This is a genomic window from Enterobacter sp. Cy-643, assembly GCF_011752815.1.
In the GTDB taxonomy this organism is placed as follows: Bacteria; Pseudomonadota; Gammaproteobacteria; order Enterobacterales; family Enterobacteriaceae; genus Cedecea.
Window position 1 is genome coordinate 1204242 of record NZ_VWWV01000001.1, and the last position, 16594, is coordinate 1220835.

14 protein-coding genes are annotated in these 16594 nt (G+C 55.7%); 11 read left to right on the plus strand and 3 right to left on the minus strand.

Annotated features, from left to right (window positions below):
- Nucleotides 1-40: 40 nt before the first annotated feature.
- Together F3J29_RS05555 and F3J29_RS05560 are read left to right on the plus strand one after the other, a co-directional pair.
- Nucleotides 41-2221 (plus strand): type I secretion system permease/ATPase, encoded by a 2181-nt coding sequence (locus F3J29_RS05555; RefSeq protein ID WP_166863665.1) that lies wholly within the window; start codon nt 41-43, stop codon nt 2219-2221.
- Nucleotides 2218-3393 (plus strand): HlyD family type I secretion periplasmic adaptor subunit, encoded by a 1176-nt coding sequence (locus F3J29_RS05560; protein WP_166863667.1) that lies wholly within the window; start codon nt 2218-2220, stop codon nt 3391-3393. The genes F3J29_RS05555 and F3J29_RS05560 overlap by 4 nt, the downstream gene beginning before the upstream one ends.
- 34 nt (nt 3394-3427) lie before the next feature.
- On the opposite strand, the gene F3J29_RS05565 is transcribed toward F3J29_RS05560, so the two are convergent.
- On the minus strand, nt 3428-4279 hold the full coding sequence (locus F3J29_RS05565) for a hypothetical protein (RefSeq protein WP_166863669.1): 852 nt from the start codon (nt 4277-4279) through the stop codon (nt 3428-3430).
- Nucleotides 4280-4729: 450 nt separating this feature from the next.
- On the opposite strand from F3J29_RS05565, the gene F3J29_RS05570 reads away from it, so the two are divergent.
- Both F3J29_RS05570 and F3J29_RS05575 read left to right on the plus strand, forming a co-directional pair.
- The gene (locus F3J29_RS05570) at nt 4730-5419 is read left to right on the plus strand and encodes a class I SAM-dependent methyltransferase (protein WP_166863671.1); all 690 of its coding nucleotides are present in this window, start codon (nt 4730-4732) and stop codon (nt 5417-5419) included.
- Between the two features lie 297 nt (nt 5420-5716).
- A complete protein-coding gene (locus tag F3J29_RS05575; RefSeq protein ID WP_166863673.1) occupies nt 5717-6319 on the plus strand; it encodes a hypothetical protein in 603 nt (200 codons plus the stop codon).
- Nucleotides 6320-6390: 71 nt separating this feature from the next.
- Here the strand turns inward: F3J29_RS05575 and tynA are convergent, their stop codons facing one another.
- Nucleotides 6391-8664 (minus strand): primary-amine oxidase, encoded by a 2274-nt coding sequence (tynA, locus tag F3J29_RS05580; RefSeq protein WP_166863675.1) that lies wholly within the window; start codon nt 8662-8664, stop codon nt 6391-6393.
- Nucleotides 8665-9136: 472 nt separating this feature from the next.
- Nucleotides 9137-11182: a phenylacetic acid degradation bifunctional protein PaaZ gene (paaZ, locus tag F3J29_RS05585; protein ID WP_166863677.1), complete on the minus strand. Its 2046-nt coding sequence runs from the start codon at nt 11180-11182 to the stop codon at nt 9137-9139.
- A gap of 284 nt (nt 11183-11466) precedes the next feature.
- On the opposite strand from paaZ, the gene paaA reads away from it, so the two are divergent.
- The 7 genes from paaA to paaG are packed head-to-tail and all read left to right on the plus strand — an operon-like array spanning nt 11467 to nt 16594.
- Nucleotides 11467-12396, plus strand: coding sequence for a 1,2-phenylacetyl-CoA epoxidase subunit PaaA (paaA, locus tag F3J29_RS05590; protein WP_166863679.1), 930 nt, complete (start codon nt 11467-11469; stop codon nt 12394-12396).
- An 11-nt stretch (nt 12397-12407) separates the two neighbouring features.
- Nucleotides 12408-12695, plus strand: a complete 288-nt coding sequence (paaB, locus tag F3J29_RS05595; protein ID WP_166863681.1) for a 1,2-phenylacetyl-CoA epoxidase subunit PaaB — start codon at nt 12408-12410, stop codon at nt 12693-12695.
- A gap of 8 nt (nt 12696-12703) precedes the next feature.
- A complete protein-coding gene (paaC, locus tag F3J29_RS05600; RefSeq protein WP_166863683.1) occupies nt 12704-13459 on the plus strand; it encodes a 1,2-phenylacetyl-CoA epoxidase subunit PaaC in 756 nt (251 codons plus the stop codon).
- Between the two features lie 10 nt (nt 13460-13469).
- Complete coding sequence (paaD, locus tag F3J29_RS05605; RefSeq protein ID WP_166863685.1) at nt 13470-13964, plus strand: 1,2-phenylacetyl-CoA epoxidase subunit PaaD; 495 nt, start codon at nt 13470-13472, stop codon at nt 13962-13964.
- A gap of 7 nt (nt 13965-13971) precedes the next feature.
- Nucleotides 13972-15039, plus strand: a complete 1068-nt coding sequence (paaE, locus tag F3J29_RS05610; protein ID WP_166863686.1) for a 1,2-phenylacetyl-CoA epoxidase subunit PaaE — start codon at nt 13972-13974, stop codon at nt 15037-15039.
- Complete coding sequence (paaF, locus tag F3J29_RS05615; RefSeq protein ID WP_166863688.1) at nt 15039-15806, plus strand: 2,3-dehydroadipyl-CoA hydratase PaaF; 768 nt, start codon at nt 15039-15041, stop codon at nt 15804-15806. Before paaE ends, paaF begins: the two co-directional genes overlap by 1 nt.
- On the plus strand, nt 15806-16594 hold the full coding sequence (gene paaG / locus F3J29_RS05620; protein ID WP_166864972.1) for a 2-(1,2-epoxy-1,2-dihydrophenyl)acetyl-CoA isomerase PaaG: 789 nt from the start codon (nt 15806-15808) through the stop codon (nt 16592-16594). The genes paaF and paaG overlap by 1 nt, the downstream gene beginning before the upstream one ends.

Here is a 16594-nt window from a genome sequence, read left to right on the forward strand (position 1 = left end):
CACAGGCATTTTTTGCCCTTTTCGCAGGATGTGAAAGACCATGACTTCAACGAATACAAGCTATGAACCCTGGCTGCAGGCCATGCTGGCTGTCGCGCGCCACTATCGGCTGGATTTCTCGGAAGAGCACGTCCGCGTGGTGGTGAATCAGGAAAACCAAAGCCCGCAGCAGCTGGTGCTGGAGGATATGGCTCGTCAGCTTGGCCTGGCGATGCGTCGCGCTCCGGCTGATGTCTCGCTAATCGACCCGTGGCGCTTGCCGCTGGTGGCCGAGCTTGAGGGGGGCCAGATAGCGGTGGTTACCCAGATGGATAACCACGGGCAGCTAAGCCTGCAGCTTAGCGGCGATGGCGGTCTGGAAACGGTTGTCGCTCGGGATGTACTGGCCAAAAGGCTAAAAAGCCTGGTTGTGCTGCGCCCGCTGAATTCGATTCCCGATGCGCGCGTCGATGATTACGTGAAGCCCTATCAGAAAAACTGGTTCTGGACGCTGGCGCTGAAAGACTGGAAACGCTACGGCGACATCATGCTGGTAGCGATGGCGGCCAACGTGCTGGCGCTGGCCGGGATGATTTTCTCCATGCAGGTGTATGACCGCGTGGTGCCGTCGCAGTCGGTCCCGACGTTGTGGGTGCTGTTTGGCGGCGTCATGCTGGCCATCCTCTTTGAATTTACTATGCGTATGCTGCGCGTGCATATTGCCGATGTGGTCGGTAAAAGGGCCGACCTGCGCATCTCCGACCGGGTATTTGCCAGGGCGTTACGCATTAAAAATAGCGCCCGGCCAAAATCCACCGGCTCCTTTATCTCGCAAATTCGCGAGCTGGAGTCGGTGCGCGAACTGATCACCTCCACCACCATCAGTACCGTATCGGACATTCCGTTCTTCCTGCTGTTTGTTTTTATTCTCTGGCTAATAGGCGGCCCGCTGGTGTTCGTTGTGCTGCTGGCGATCCCGCTGCTGCTGATCCCCGGTTTACTGGTGCAGCGCCCGCTGGCGCACCTTTCGAATGAGGGGATGCGCGAGTCGGCCATTCGCAATGCCACGCTGGTAGAAGCCGTCCAGTCCATCGAAGACATTAAACTGCTGCGCGCCGAACAGCGGTTCCAGAACCAGTGGAACAACACCAACGACGTTGCAGCGGCGGTCGGGATGAAACAGCGCTGGCTGACCAGCCTGCTCATGACCTGGACGCAGGAAGTGCAGTCCATCGTTTACGCCGTGGTGCTGCTCGTCGGCTGTTACCTGGTGATTAACGGCGACATGACCACCGGCGCCCTGGTGGGGACTTCCATTCTGGCCTCACGCACCATCGCGCCGCTGGCGCAGATTTCCGGCGTGCTTTCGCGCTGGCAGCAGGCGAAGGTGGCGCGCAAAGGGCTGGACGACCTGATGCAGCGCCCGCTGGACGATCCTGAACAGGGCAAGAAAGTGCATAAAGCCCACCTGCAGGGGAACTACCAACTCAACTACGCGGCGTTTTATTACGATGAAGAAGAGAAGGTCAACGATCTGGACATTGCCAGCCTGACTATCCGCGCCGGGGAAAAAATTGCGCTGCTCGGGCGAAACGGCTCGGGTAAAAGCACGCTGCTTCAGCTTTTAGCGGGGATGCAAACGCCCCAGCACGGCCAGATTTTGCTGGACGACACCAGCCTCGGGCAAATCGATACTGCCGATTTGAGACGTGACATGAACCTGCTCAGTCAGCAGGCGAGACTCTTCTTCGGCTCAATACGCGACAACCTCACCATGGGGCGCCCGTTAGCCACGGATGAAGAAATCCACCGGGCGCTGGCGCTAAGCGGGGCGCTGGAATTTGTGCAAAAACAGAAAAATGGTCTCAACTATACGATCAGCGAAGGCGGCTGTGGGTTATCGGGGGGCCAGCGGCAGGCACTTTTGCTGGCCAGAACGCTGATCCTGCAGCCGCAAATCTTATTACTGGATGAACCTACAGCGTGGCTGGATGAAGTCAGTGAACAGCAGCTTATCCAGCAGCTTGGTCCGTGGCTCGGCAACCGCACGCTAGTGGTGGCCACGCACCGGATCCCTATTTTGCAGCTGGTTAACCGCATCATCGTGCTGGATAACGGGCGCATTGTGATGGATGGTCCAAGGGACCAAATCTTACAGCAGCACGGCCTGATGGAAAAAAAATCAACCCCTCGCAGGACCGCGACCTTAAAACCGGCTGATAGCACGGAGGCACGGGTATGAATGACATCACGCGTTATAACAGCCGACTCAAAGAGCCGGCGCTTCCGCGAGCAAGCCTGGTGGCGTGGGCGCTTGGCGTGATGCTGCTCACTTTTGTTTTGTGGGCAAATTTTTTCACTCTGGATGAAGTGACGACCGGGGCTGGCAAAGTTGTGCCGTCCTCTCGCGAACAGGTTATTCAGTCCCTGGAAGGCGGGATCCTTTACAAACTGGACGTTCGGGAAGGGGATATTGTAGAGAAGGGGCAGGTTCTCGCGCAGCTCGATCGCACCAAAACCGAGTCCGGCGTGCAGGAAAGTGAATCCAGGCTACATGCCGCGATGGCTACCGCCGCACGACTGAAGGCTGAAGTGAGCGGCACGCCGTTGGTTTTTCCCGAGATGCTCCCCGGAGAGAGCGAGCTCGTTCGCCAGGAAACCGCGCTTTATAACTCGCGCCGGAGCAGTCTCGAAAAAGGCGTTGCCGGGCTGCGGGAAGCCATCTCGCTGGTTCAGCGCGAGCTGGCGATGACACAGCCGCTGGTTAAGCAGGGCGCGGCAAGCAGCGTGGAGGTTCTGCGCCTGCAGAGACAAAAAAACGAGCTGGAAAACAAAATTACCGAAATGCAGAACCAGTATTACGTGCGCGCGCGCGAAGAGCTGGCAAAAACTAACGAAGAAATTGAAACCCAGCGGTCAGTGATGCGCGGGCGGGAGGATTCGTTAACCCGGCTCAAATTTACCGCGCCGGTCAGGGCGATAGTGAAGGGCATTGAGGTCACAACGGTGGGCGGCGTCATCCCGCCAAACGGAAAACTCATGACGTTGGTTCCGCTCGACGATCAAATGCTGATTGAGGCAAAAATTTCACCTCGTGACGTGGCGTTTATTCATCCCGGCCAAAAGGCACTGGTAAAAATCACCGCCTATGACTACTCGATTTATGGCGGGTTAAAGGGCGTGGTGACCACGATTTCACCGGATACGATTCAGGATGAGGTCAAACGTGATGTTTACTACTATCGGGTTTACATCCGCACCGATGTCAGCCAACTGGCAAACAGGGACGGCAAAACGTTTCCGATATTTCCGGGGATGATTGCCACCGTGGATATCAAAACCGGTAGCAAATCGGTACTCGATTACCTGCTGAAACCGCTGAATAAAGCAAAGGAAGCGCTCAGAGAACGATAATCAAAAAAGCCGGCGAATGCCGGCTTGATGTTGTTTAAAATATCGTCGGGTCGATATCCAGACCGTACATGATAAAGGAAAAATAATATCCAAAATAAGACTCAGCCGTCTCCATAAAGGCACGGTGTATTTCGAGCTTGCCCTCACTGTCTTCACTGAATAATCCGGCCATAATACCGCAATTAACAATGCGTCTCAGATGCATTCTCGAGACAAAAAGATCTTTGGACGTTTTATTATAATTAGGCTTCAGCCACCAGCGGCCATCATCATCCTGTTTTGCACCCAGGAATATTCGCAACATAATGATATGTCCGGCATCTTTGTCAACAAACATAGCGCTGTTGGGTACCAGTCGACTTAAAATAACTTCGTCAAAAAGAAGGTTGGCGCTGCGCCGGAAAAAATTTGCAAATGTGTTTTCATCCTCCAGGGCGTTTAACGACAGAGCATTTTCCGGTAGCAAAAATTTCAATGAAGGGATGGATATTTGCATATAGCTGCGGGTTTCATTGAGGCCCTTTGCGCTCGGGGAATACAACAGGACCCGGCGGTCATCCTCACTTTTTTCAAGCGTCATTCTGCCGGTGATGCGCAGGAGCGTGACCAGAGAATTCACGGTATTCAGGCTGGTCAACCCCATTTTTACGCAAAACTCTTTGATGTCTGCGAGCACCGCCTGGCGGTCACCGTAGTGAAAACAGAGCAGGGCCAGAACCACATGAAAGCGCGAGCTTTGCAGAATGGTTTTATAAAAAAGAGGTTGTTTTTTATAGGTGATTAGCAGGTGATCATAATGATGTTGTATGGCTTCTCGAAAACGAGGATGTTTTTTAACTTGGTGGCTGTATTTTTCGATGGTGTCTTGAAGTTTGTGTCGTGTCATATTGTTTTTTCTCGGTATTCAGCTATGGCGCAAATGCCCCACAAAACGAGTGCTAAAGGCAGAGATAAAATACACGTTATACGTGCTTTTTATTGGGTGATGGCAAGTTCAATTCGTTTTAGAGTATATCATTTGTAGTTTGAAATAAAAAACATCATCCTGATTTTTCTTGTTTTTGATTTTTTATTAACTAAAAGTGCTTAATTACCTCATTTGTTTTTTCTACTGTCTGCGGAAATAATACTTCCGTGGAGAGGAAATATTATTGCCTTGCTGCATGGGGATGTATTGGGTGAAAAACAAGCGCGCGGGAGGTTGCAGCGGAGACCGGAATGTCTTTCCATTAGCGATATCATGTTATATTGTAAGTTACATGATATGGCGGTTTTTACTTCGTTTTCATTCACGGATCGCCGATGTTCGACCAGAATCTCTTCAGAAGGTGAAATCATGACCGACACAAATGACATTTTTAATGCAGAGTTTTCCCGCCAGTACGATGCCAGCAGCGAACGTCTGAAAGACATCTCTAACAACCTGTACGCCTTACTGTCTCTGCTTCTCAGGGATCTTCCGGCGGAGGCGAAAGTGCTTTGTGTTGGCGTAGGTACCGGCACCGAAATCGTCCGGCTGGGAAAGCAGCATCCCGAGTGGCGTTTTACCGGGGTCGATCCTTCCCCCGATATGCTGGCCGTCTGCGCAGAGAAGCTTGAGCGGGAAGGGCTGCGCGACCGCTGCAGGCTGATTGAAGGTCACGTCAAAGACGTTCCCGAACAGGATAAATTTGATGCTGCACTCTGTTTGCTGGTCGCGCATTTTATTCAACATCCGCAGCGGGATGGGATCTACCGGCAGATTGGAGACAGACTTAAACCAGCCGGGCAGCTGATTACCGCTGAAATAGCGGGAGATATGGCGGATCCCGATTTTGACGGGCAATTAAGAAACTGGGTCGCGCTGCAGCAGGCTTATACCCAACGGCAGAGGGATATTTCTGAGGTGAAAGCTGAGCTCAACCAGCGGTTGCTCTTGTTGCCGCCAGGCCAAACCGAGGCGCTGCTGCGCGAAGCAGGATTTGCCAGCGCAACGTCGTTCTTCCAGTCGCTGCTGATTCACGGCTGGCAGGCAGTCAGGCCTTAGTCTTAAATAAACGGCGCGCTGAAGTCGCGTGCCGCAACTCATTTATTTACTGGTCATTTCCGCTGACTTAAGACGCGATGGCGTTTCGTTAAAGAGATTCCATGGTTGAAGCAGGGCATGCACGCACCTGGTGGACATAATTGGCCACTTTTTAGGACTTTCGCAGTGAATAAAAACTTCGGTTTCAGATTGCTTTTAGTCAGGCTGACATCTTAATTAATGTGTTATATATGGCGTTTTATCTCACGGTTCAATATTTTTCTCGGTTCGCTTGAGTTAGATAAGCCGAGGAGTATCATGAGTTTTTTTAAAAAGAATGTGTCACAGCACCAAGGGAATTTAAATCTGGTGGATTTGAAAAAAAATTTACAGATAAATTTAAATCCTGATAATGCAAAACCAGTTGTTCACTATAAATCATTTTTTATTGAAGTAAATAAATGCTTTAAAGACTCACATGGATATGTCAGTGACTTTTTGGGTACGGGTGAACCCGGGATTATGGTTCATGGTAGTATGGATGGAAGGTTAAAAATCGTTACCGAAGGCGTCAGAAAGGTTGGTTCTGGAGTACGTAGTACCCATTTGACGCCCAGGGAGTTCTATTATTATCTTATTCGCAGGCACTCACTGGACTTAGCCAAAGATAAAAGACCTTTGCATTTAGTTGCTTGTTATTCGGGGGCGGCTGAACCGGCCTCAGGCAAACTCAGTGCCGCACAAGAATTGGCTAATATTACGCAAAGAAAAATATGGGCATATGGCGAGTATGAGGAAGTGCGTTTTGTTCTTGGTGGGCTGCCACATATCATAAATAAAGTGGATGTTGTTCGTAATGTAAAGGGAAAACACCTGAAGGCTAAATTAATTGAACCCGATCGTCGGTATTACCTGAGGTGAAGGAGATAAACAACCTCAATATATATTTTTTATTAAAAACGGCGCACCGAAATAGTGCGCCGTTTATTGTACTATTTACTTTCTGTATTCTCAGGCTTCACAAGCGTTGGCGTTTCGTTAAAGAAATTCCAGGGTTTCAGCAGGGCATGTACCCACTCGGTTGGCATAATTGGCCACTCTTCGGCACGGGCGATATGCGTGGTGCCGGTGGTTAACCAGACCACGTTGTCCGTGTTTTCAAGCGACTGATTGTCTTTGCTGTATGCACCTAAACCGGTGTCGTGTGCGGAGCGATTTGGGTATTTCCCTTCGGAATAGCGCTCATCCGGGTTGTAGCGCGTCACCCACAGCTGCTTATCCATAAAGCTCAGGCGATGATAAATCCACTCGTCCGGGGCAAACTTCGCGCCGGTGGCCACCGGATGAGTGCCCCCCGCGTAGGGAATCAACTGGTAGGACACCGGGTTGCCCATGCGGTTCTCTTTGTTCGGATTGCTCAGCAGGCGGACGGTGCCAGGATCAAATTTCTGGGCTGCGTCCTGCTCATTTTTGATCGCATATTCATTGGTTTGCATGGTGCTGGTGCGCGGGCCGCCGCTGGCATTTGGTTTCACCACCGGGTCAATGGCGGTCAGACTGTTGTTTTCGCCGTCCACGTCCAGGTCCAGACGGAAGTTATAAATGTGCTGATGCGTTGTGCCGACAATATTGTGGTCGATCAGCGTCCCGTAGCGGGTGTCTTCTTTCGCGGTGGCATCGTGCATGGTTTTTGACTTCACGCCTTTCACCGCCTCGATGCCCGTCGCGCCTGCGTCAATGCCAATGGTGCCGTTCTCGTGGAAGACCCAGTCAAAGATGTAGTCGTAGTTGCCGACGGTGCTTATCCAGCGGATCACCAGCTCGCGGCGTTCGCGGCTGACGTTCGGCTGGCCCATTTCCTGATGCTTGTATTCCGGCCCGGCGTAGCGCTCGAAAATGGCAATAGCGCGCGGAATCGTGGTGGGTTTGCCGGTGTAATCGGCCAGGGTTTCGTCCAGCAGGACCGCGTTAGCCGGCGCATCTTTCCCGCGCACGATAGGGGACGTGAGCGTGCCCATGCCGTAATCTCCGGCGTCGAGATAGGCCTTAAAATACCAGCCGATATCCGGGTCGCCATACGGCACAATCATTCCACCGAGCGACCCTTCATACATGATCTTCCGTTTAGTGCCGTTGTCGTTGTAGGTCACGGTGGAAATCATCGGGCCCACGCGGGAATTCAGGCGCAGGTGCAAATCCCAGTTTTGCCAGCGAATCGTGTCGCCGGTAATGGTGTAATTTTTCCCTTCCGGCTCAATGATATCCAGCGGCTTGAGGTTGGCGGCCTGCCGGTCGCGGCCATCATAAGGGCGGGGCGTCATCGGCACGGGAATGACCGGGCCTTCCTCAATTTTGATGATTTTTTTCTGCTCGAGATCAACCACCGCCACCAGGTTTTCAATCGGATGCGCCCAGTAGTTGCCGTCACCAACGTCAAGGTAGCTCACCACTTTCAGCAGGCGCTGATCCTGCTTCAGGCCGTCCTTACCGTCGAAATAGCCGACGGTTAGCGGCGTGGTGACGACTTTCGAGGGATCGCTGATACCGCGTTTTTTCACCGCTTCAGCGAATTCTTTGCTGTTGTTGATGATTGACTGCACGCTGGCAAAATCGTCCAGCAGCACCATGCCCTGTGCGCCCTGGATGGGTTTCCAGCTTTTTACCGTTCCTGCGGCGAGATCTACCGTGGATTCAATAATATGGCGGCCATCCAGCATGATGACGCCTGCCTCGCGCGGCTGGCTGACGCTGGTGCCGTCCATCACAAACCTCCAGACCTGCTCTTTAGGCGGCTCGCGTAGTGATATTTCGGTAAAGCGAATATTGGGTTTATATTCCCGCGCGTTTTTAATAACCGCCACGGTTTTGTTGATTTCATCCGCGCTCAGCGAGTTAAGCGGATGCGGCTTTTTCTCGACGGCAAAGGTTTGATCCAGCCCGGACTGGAAGACTTCATTGATAAACCCTTCGGAGATAAACGCCGTTTTGCCTTTAAAGATCACCGGCACTTCAAGCTTCAGCGTTTTGCCGTTAACGATGGCGGAGGTGGCATTAGGCTTCACCTTCACATAGGCACCGTCTTTTACGAGGGTGAACATCTGCGCATAATCGTCCCACTGGACGTCGGCGCCAAAATCCGCGAGCGTTTTTTGCATCGGCACCATATGTGCCTCGCCGCCGTGGGCAAAAGCAGGGGCGTTAACCCCCACAGAGGTCAGGAGCGCAATAGCCAGCGCCAGCGCTTTTTTTCCAGTTTTCATTGTCATCGCTTTCTCACCTTAAAAGTGCGTTGTGTTGTTATGTGCGTGCTGGATAAAGACTGTTGGATTCAACATAACAACTTCCGCGGGGGCTTCCCTTGCGCTCCCTGCCAAGTGTTTTGCTGAGGTTGCCAGAATGTGGGATTGGGGAGGATTGTGACTCGGGGTCGATGAGCGTCGGGTTAAATTCAGCCCTCACCCCGGCCCTCTCCCAGAGGGAGAGGGGGAAGACAACCTTCGGGGATTTATTTCTTCCCTCTCCCTTCGTGGCAGAGGAGGAAACGATGGGACTCGTTATTTATTCCCTCTCCCTTCGTGGCAGAGAGGGAAACAATGGGACTCGTTATTTATTCCCTCTCCCTTCGTGGCAGAGAGGGAAACGATGGAACTCGTTGTTTATTCACTCTCCCTGCCAGGGAGAGGGTTAGGGTGAGGGTAAAAACCAGACGCGATGCCTGGCCGTACTCACGTTTAAGGCCTAACAGGCAACATCACCGTGCAGACGGGCAACCAGCGTCAGGATTGAATAGCGCGCAACAATCTGTTGATGCTGGTTGGTGATATCCACCGCCCATTCCACCACGCCAACCGGCTTATCTTCCGCCGTCTTCTGCGGTTTGGCGGTTTTACGTTTGCAGGTCAGGCGCACCTGAATCGTATCGTCGATTTTTACCGGCTCGATAAAACGCAGGTTTTCCATACCGTAGTTGGCAATGACCGGCCCGACGCCTGGGTCAACAAATAGCCCGGCGGCGGCAGACACCACAAAGTAACCGTGCGCCACGCGCTCGCCGAAGAACGACTCCGCCGCGCCAATTTTGTCGGTATGGGCATAGAACCTGTCGCCGCTCAGGTTGGCGAAGTTGGCGATATCGGCCTCGGTGACGGTGCGGCGGGCGGTCAGAAGACTTTCCCCGATGCGCAGCTCCTCAAAATGCTTGCGGAACGGGTGCACGGCGTCCTCGTGTACTTTAGCGCCGTAGTTCCATTGCCCGCTAACGGCGGCGAGCATCGTCGGACTGCCCTGAATGGCGGTGCGCTGCATATAGTGCTTCACCGCGCGCAGGCCGCCGAGTTCTTCGCCGCCGCCGGCACGGCCGGGGCCGCCGTGCACCAGCATCGGCAGCGGAGAACCGTGCCCGGTTGACTCCACTGCAGACTCCTGGTTCAGCACCTGAATGCGTCCGTGGGCGCGCGCCGCGCCGAGAATAAAGCGGCGGGCCGTTTGCTCATCGGCGGTCACCAGCGTACCCGCCAGGCTGCCCTGGCCGGCGCGAGCCAGCGTCATAGCATGTTCAGCATCTCTATATGGCATCACGGTTGCCACCGGGCCGAAGGCCTCAAGCTGATGCACAGCGGGCGTTTCGTCCGGCTGCTGGCAAAGCAGCAGTGTCGGCGGGAAGAACGCGCCCGGCCGGGCAGTATCGGCCTTGCCGCCCAGCAGGACATCACAGCCGGCGGCAACCAGTTGGTCGACTTTCCGCTGCACGTCATCCCGCTGCTCAAGGCTGACCAGCGCCCCCATGCGCACGCCTTCTAGTGCCGGATCGCCGGGCTGTATTTTTTCCAGTTTTGCTTTCAGCGCTTCAATTACCGAACCCAGTCGGCTCTGCGGCACGATGATCCGGCGAATGGCGGTACATTTTTGCCCGGCTTTGGCGGTCATCTCGCGCACGACTTCCCGCACGAACAGCGCAAACTCAGGCTGCTCCGGCGTGACGTCTTCCGCCAGTACGCAGCAGTTCAGAGAATCTGCTTCCATGGTAAAAGGAATCGAACGGGCAACAATATTTGAGTGACAACGTAACTTTTGTCCGGTGCTGGCTGAACCCGTGAACGTCACCACGTCCTGTTCATCCAGCTGCTCGAAAAGATCGCCCACGCCGCCGCAGATGAGACTTATCGCTCCGTCCGGCACCAGCCCTGATTCCACAATCGCTTTCACCATCACCTGAGTTAACTGCGCGCTCGCCGTGCCGGGCTTGATAATCGCGGGCATCCCGGCCAGCCAGGTTGGCGCCAGTTTCTCGAGCATGCCCCAACAGGGAAAGTTAAACGCGTTGATATGCAGCGCCACGCCGGATTTAGAGGTGAGCACGTGGCGAGCCGCAAACCCGCCTTGTTTTGACAGAGGAATCAATTCGTCTTCCGGCCACAGCGTGTCGTCCGGCAGCTCGCGGTTGCCCATTCCGGCGTAGGCAAACAGCGTGCTGATGCCGCCTTCAATGTCTACCCAGCTGTCGGCGCGGGTAGCGCCGGTTTGATAAGAGACGTCGTAGAAAGTTTCTTTCTGCGCCAGCAGGTGCTTAGCCACCGCTTTTAACATCGCGGCACGCTGAATAAACGTCATCGCCTGCAGCGCTTTGCCACCTTGCGCAATGGCGAAGTGCTTTGCCGCCGCCATATCCGCCCCTTCGCTGGTCACCTGCCACAGCGGTTCGCCGCTAACGGCATGAAAAATAGTTCTTTCTTTTCCCTGGCCGCTAAACCACGTCCCGGACAGATAGCTGGTTAACTGTTGCATCTCACCCTCCATTAAATGCTGCATACAATCATTACAGTGTTGGTTTTATGAATCATAAAAATCAAGCTGTAATTTAATAAATTGTTAACATCAAGATCGTTTTTGATTTTTGGTATTGATTTATATCAATGATAATTATGATATTTACGATATTTAACGTGATAAGTCTCACAAACATGCTGTGTAATCTTTGCGATCTTCGTTAACTTATCTGTAACTTTTAATCATGAAGTGATTCGCAATATCGCATTTTGTTGAGTTAGATTGAATCATAAGGTGATGCCGTGACAGAACAAGAACGCTTTGATGAGCGCATCCAGCAGGAAACCGCCATCGAACCACAGGACTGGATGCCGGAGGCTTACCGTAAAACGCTGATCCGCCAGATAGGCCAGCATGCGCACTCGGAAATCGTCGGCATGCTGCCGGAAGGTAACTGGATAACTCGCGCCCCCAGCCTGCGCCGCAAGGCTATTCTGCTGGCCAAAGTGCAGGATGAAGCCGGGCACGGGTTGTATCTCTACAGCGCGGCGGAAACCCTCGGCTGCGCCCGGGAAGATATCTACCAGAAGATGCTCGACGGCAAGATGAAGTACTCCTCCATCTTTAACTATCCGACGCTCAACTGGGCCGACATCGGCGTGATTGGCTGGCTAGTGGACGGGGCCGCCATCGTTAACCAGGTCGCGCTGTGCCGAACTTCTTACGGGCCGTATGCCCGGGCGATGGTAAAAATCTGCAAAGAAGAAAGCTTCCACCAGCGGCAGGGGTTCGAAGCCTGCACCGTGCTGGCGAACGGCAGCCCCGAACAGCGCCAGATGCTGCAGGACGCCATTAACCGCTTCTGGTGGCCGGCGCTGATGATGTTCGGCCCCAACGACGACAACTCGCCGAACAGTGCCCAAAGTCTCGCCTGGAAAATCAAACGCTTCGGGAATGACGAGCTGCGCCAGCGCTTTGTCGACAATACCGTGCCGCAGGTTGCGTTGCTGGGCATGACCGTGCCGGATCTCGATCTGTATTTCGATGAAGCCACGGGCCATTACCGCTTTGGCGACATCGACTGGCAGGAGTTCAACGAAGTAGTGGCCGGGCGCGGCTTATGCAACGAAGAGCGCCTCGCCGCCAAGCGTAAAGCCTGGGAAGAGGGGGCATGGGTGCGCGAAGCCGCCCTTGCGTATGCCGAAAAACAACAGGCCCGCACCGCCGCCTGAAGGAGTCAGAGATGAGCCAAATTTACTGGCCGCTGTACGAAGTCTTTATTCGCAATAAAAAAGGGCTGTCCCATCGCCACGTTGGCAGCCTGCACGCCGCCGACGACCAGATGGCGCTGGAAAATGCCCGCGACGCCTACACCCGCCGCAGCGAAGGCTGCTCCATCTGGGTGGTGAAAGCGAGCGAAATCGTCGCCTCCCAGCCGGAAGAACGCCCGGAATTTTTTGACCCGGCAGACAGCAAAGTCTACCGCCACCCAACGTTTTACACGCTGCCTGACGGCATCGAGCACATGTGAGGCCGCCGATGACACTCGATCCTGTAGCGACCTACAGCCTGCGCCTCGGCGACACCTGCCTTGTGCTGGCCCAGCGCCTGAGCGCCTGGTGCGGCCATGCGCCGGAGCTGGAGATTGATCTGGCGCTGGCCAACATTGGCCTCGACCTGCTCGGCCAGGCGCGCAACTTCCTGACCTACGCCGCCGAACGCGAAGGCGAGCACCTCGACGAAGACAGGCTGGCCTTTGGCCGCGACGAGCGCGAGTACCGCAACCTGCTGCTGGCGGAACAGCCTAACGGTGATTTCGCCGAAACGCTGGTGCGTCAGTACCTGCTGGACGCGTGGCACGTCTCGCTGTTCAGCCGCCTGGTAGAAAGCAAAGATCCGCAGCTGGCGGCCATCGCAGCCAAAGCCATTAAAGAAGTGCGCTATCACCTGCGCTTCAGCCGCGGCTGGCTGGTTCGCCTGGGCAACGGCACTGAGCTTTCGCAGGCAAAAACGCAAAGTGCTTTGAACAAGCTGTGGCGCTTCAGCGGCGAAATGTTTGTTGCCGATGAGCTGGAGGCCGGGCTGGTGGCGCAGGGGATCGCCGTCGATCCGCTCAGCCTCAAAGGCGAGTGGATACAAGAAGTGACCGCCGGGCTGAGCGATGCCTCGCTGCAGGCACCGGCAGAGCAGCCATACCGCACCGGCGGTAAGCAAGGCTTACACACCGAACACCTCGGCCCGCTGCTGGCTGAAATGCAGTATCTGCAGCGCGCGTACCCGAACCAGCAGTGGTAAGGAGGAGAGGATGCAAACCGCCACGCTTCAGCCCGCTGCCGTCCGCGACGTCTGGCGTCTGCTGAGTGAAATCAGTGACCCGGAAATCCCGGTGCTGACCATCACCGATCTCGGCATGGTGCGCAGCGTTGAGCACCGTCAGGACGGCTGGCACATCGGTTTTACGCCAACCTATTCCGGCTGCCCAGCCACTGAATTTTTACTGGCCGCTATCCGGGAAACGCTGGAAGGCGCAAAGCTAAGTCCGGTGCATATCAGGCAAGTGTTGCATCCCGCCTGGACGACGGACTGGATGTCGCCGGAGGCTAAAGCCCGGCTGCGCGAATACGGCATCAGCCCACCGCAGGGACATGCCTGCCACGCGACGGTCGCCGCCCAGGTGACTTGCCCACGCTGCGGGAGCGAACACACGTCGCTCATCAGTGAATTCGGATCCACGGCCTGTAAAGCGCTTTATCGCTGCAACAGCTGCCGGGAACCCTTTGATTACTTTAAATGTATTTGAGGATGCCATGACAATGTTTCATTCCCTGAAAGTGGCACGTATCGAACCCGAAACCGCTGAGGCGGTAGCGATCACCTTTGCGGTGCCGGATGCGCTGCAAGGGCAATATCGCTTCCGCCCAGGCCAGCATTTGACGCTGAAAGCCCGGCTGGGCGGGGAAGAGCTGCGCCGCTGCTATTCCATCTGCCGCGCTGACAATCCCGGTGAAATCTGCGTGGCGGTAAAAGCCATTGAAGGCGGCCGTTTTTCACAATACGCGGTCAGCGATTTAGCCGCCGGGATGTTGCTTGAGGTAATGGTGCCGCAGGGGACGTTCGGCTATCAGCCAGAGGCGGAAACGCGCGGGAACTATCTGGCGCTCGCCGTCGGCTCCGGCATCACGCCGATGCTGGCTATTATCGGCGCCACGCTCGCCACCGAGCCAGAAAGCAGCGTGACCCTGGTCTACGGCAACCGCAGCAGCGCCAGCATGATGTTCCGTCAGGCGCTGGCCGACCTGAAAGACCGCTACCCGCAGCGCCTGCAGCTGATTTACCTGTTCAGCCAGGAAAGATCGGACAGTGACCTGCTTAGCGGTCGACTCGACGGCGAGAAGGTGAAACAGCTCGGCGACCATCTGCTGGACGTTAAAGGCTTCGATCGCACCTTTATCTGCGGCCCGCAAAGCATGATGCAGGCCACCGAAACCGCGCTGAAAGAGATGGGCGTCGCGCCGCAGGATATCTACCTCGAACATTTCAACACGCCGGGCATTGCGCCGGGTGCCCGTTCCCGCGCTCAGGCGGCGGGTAAAACCGTCACCCTGCGCCAGGACGGCGTAGATCGCCAGATTACCCTGACCGCCGGGGACGAAAGCATTCTCGACGCGGCGCTGCGCCAGGGGGCGGATCTGCCGTATGCCTGCAAAGGCGGCGTCTGCGCCACCTGCCGCTGCAAAGTGCTGCAGGGGGAAGTGGAAATGGGCGTCAACTACAGCCTGGAGCCGGATCAGCTGGCCGCAGGCTATGTGCTGAGCTGCCAGGCGCTGCCGAAGGGCGACGACGTGGTGCTCGATTTTGATGCGCAGGGGCTGTGATGAGCGAACTTCTTAGCCAGCAAAATGGCCGGGTGTTAACCCTGACGCTGAACCGCCCGCAGGCGCGGAACGCCCTCAACAACGCGCTGCTGGCGCTGATTGCCGAAGCGCTCGAAGCTGCGCAGCAGGACGCTTCCATCGGTGCCGTGGTCATTACCGGCAACGAACGTTTTTTTGCTGCCGGAGCCGATCTGAAAGAGATGGCAAGCCGGGATATGCCCGCCACGCTTAACGATCCCCGACCACAGCTTTGGGCGCGCCTCGAACGTTTCCCTAAACCCCTGATTACTGCCGTCAACGGCTATGCGTTTGGGGCTGGCTGCGAGCTGGCGCTGCTGAGCGACATCATCGTCGCCGGGGATAACGCGCGCTTCGGCCTGCCGGAAATCACGCTGGGAATTATGCCCGGCGCGGGCGGCACGCAGCGGCTTATTCGTAGTGTAGGCAAAGCGCTGGCTTACCGCATGGTGCTGAGCGGCGAAGCGATCGACGCGGATCGGGCTTTACGTGCCGGGCTGGTCGCCGAAGTGCATCCCGCAGCCCTAACGCTGGAATATGCGCAGAAGCTTGCCGCCGGTATTGCCCGTCATGCGCCGCTGGCGCTGCAGGCCGCCAAAAATGCGCTTCAACAGGCGCAAAACACGGGCCTGAGTCAGGGGCTGCTTCAGGAGCGTCAGCTGTTTACGCTGCTCGCTGCTACCGAAGATCGTCGGGAAGGCATTGCCGCTTTTCTGGAAAAACGACCGGCTGAATTCAAAGGACGTTAATCATGAGCTTTATTGTCAGCGATGTGCAAAGCGGGGTGATGACCCTGACCCTCAACCGCCCGGAGCGGCTGAACAGTTTCAACGACGAAATGCATCGCCAGCTGGCGGAAATCCTCACCCAGGCTGAGCGGGATGACACCATCCGCTGTCTGCTTATCACCGGCGCAGGGCGCGGCTTCTGTGCCGGGCAGGATCTCAACGACCGTAACGTTGACCCAAGCGGCGAAGCGCCGGACCTCGGCTACTCGGTTGAAACGTTTTATAACCCTCTGCTGCGCCGCCTGGCGAAATTGCCGAAGCCGGTGATTGCGGCGGTTAACGGCGTGGCGGCGGGAGCCGGGGCTACGCTGGCGCTGGGCTGTGACATGGTTATCGCCGCGCGTTCAGCAAAATTCATTATGTCTTTCAGCAAGTTGGGGCTGGTGCCTGACTGCGGCGGCACCTGGTTCTTACCCCGCCTGACCGGGCGGGCGCGTGCTATGGGGCTGGCGTTGCTCGGCGACACGCTAACCGCGGAACAGGCACATGACTGGGGCATGATCTGGCAAGTCGTCGATGATGAACAGCTCAGCGATACCGCCCGCCAGCTGGCTCAGCATTTTGCTACTCAGCCGACCTTTGGGCTGGGGCTTATCAAGCAGGCGCTTTACGCCTCGGAAACCAACACCCTGGACGCCCAGCTCGACCTGGAGCGCGACTATCAGCGCCTGGCTGGCCGCAGCGAAGATTACCGCGAAGGGGTGTCTGCTTTTCTGGCGAAGCGTCCGGCCACCTTTAAGGGGAAATAA

Bases quoted from the DNA above. Each gene is read 5' to 3' on its own strand.
- F3J29_RS05555 (WP_166863665.1), top strand. From the start codon at position 41: ATGACTTCAACGAATACAAGCTATGAACCCTGGCTGCAGGCCATGCTG.
- paaE (WP_166863686.1), top strand. From the start codon at position 13,972: ATGACAATGTTTCATTCCCTGAAAGTGGCACGTATCGAACCCGAAACC.
- paaC (WP_166863683.1), top strand. From the start codon at position 12,704: ATGACACTCGATCCTGTAGCGACCTACAGCCTGCGCCTCGGCGACACC.
- paaB (WP_166863681.1), top strand. From the start codon at position 12,408: ATGAGCCAAATTTACTGGCCGCTGTACGAAGTCTTTATTCGCAATAAA.
- paaF (WP_166863688.1), top strand. From the start codon at position 15,039: ATGAGCGAACTTCTTAGCCAGCAAAATGGCCGGGTGTTAACCCTGACG.
- F3J29_RS05565 (WP_166863669.1), bottom strand. From the start codon at position 4,279: ATGACACGACACAAACTTCAAGACACCATCGAAAAATACAGCCACCAA.
- paaZ (WP_166863677.1), bottom strand. From the start codon at position 11,182: ATGCAACAGTTAACCAGCTATCTGTCCGGGACGTGGTTTAGCGGCCAG.
- paaD (WP_166863685.1), top strand. From the start codon at position 13,470: ATGCAAACCGCCACGCTTCAGCCCGCTGCCGTCCGCGACGTCTGGCGT.
- F3J29_RS05570 (WP_166863671.1), top strand. From the start codon at position 4,730: ATGACCGACACAAATGACATTTTTAATGCAGAGTTTTCCCGCCAGTAC.
- tynA (WP_166863675.1), bottom strand. From the start codon at position 8,664: ATGACAATGAAAACTGGAAAAAAAGCGCTGGCGCTGGCTATTGCGCTC.
- F3J29_RS05560 (WP_166863667.1), top strand. From the start codon at position 2,218: ATGAATGACATCACGCGTTATAACAGCCGACTCAAAGAGCCGGCGCTT.
- F3J29_RS05575 (WP_166863673.1), top strand. From the start codon at position 5,717: ATGAGTTTTTTTAAAAAGAATGTGTCACAGCACCAAGGGAATTTAAAT.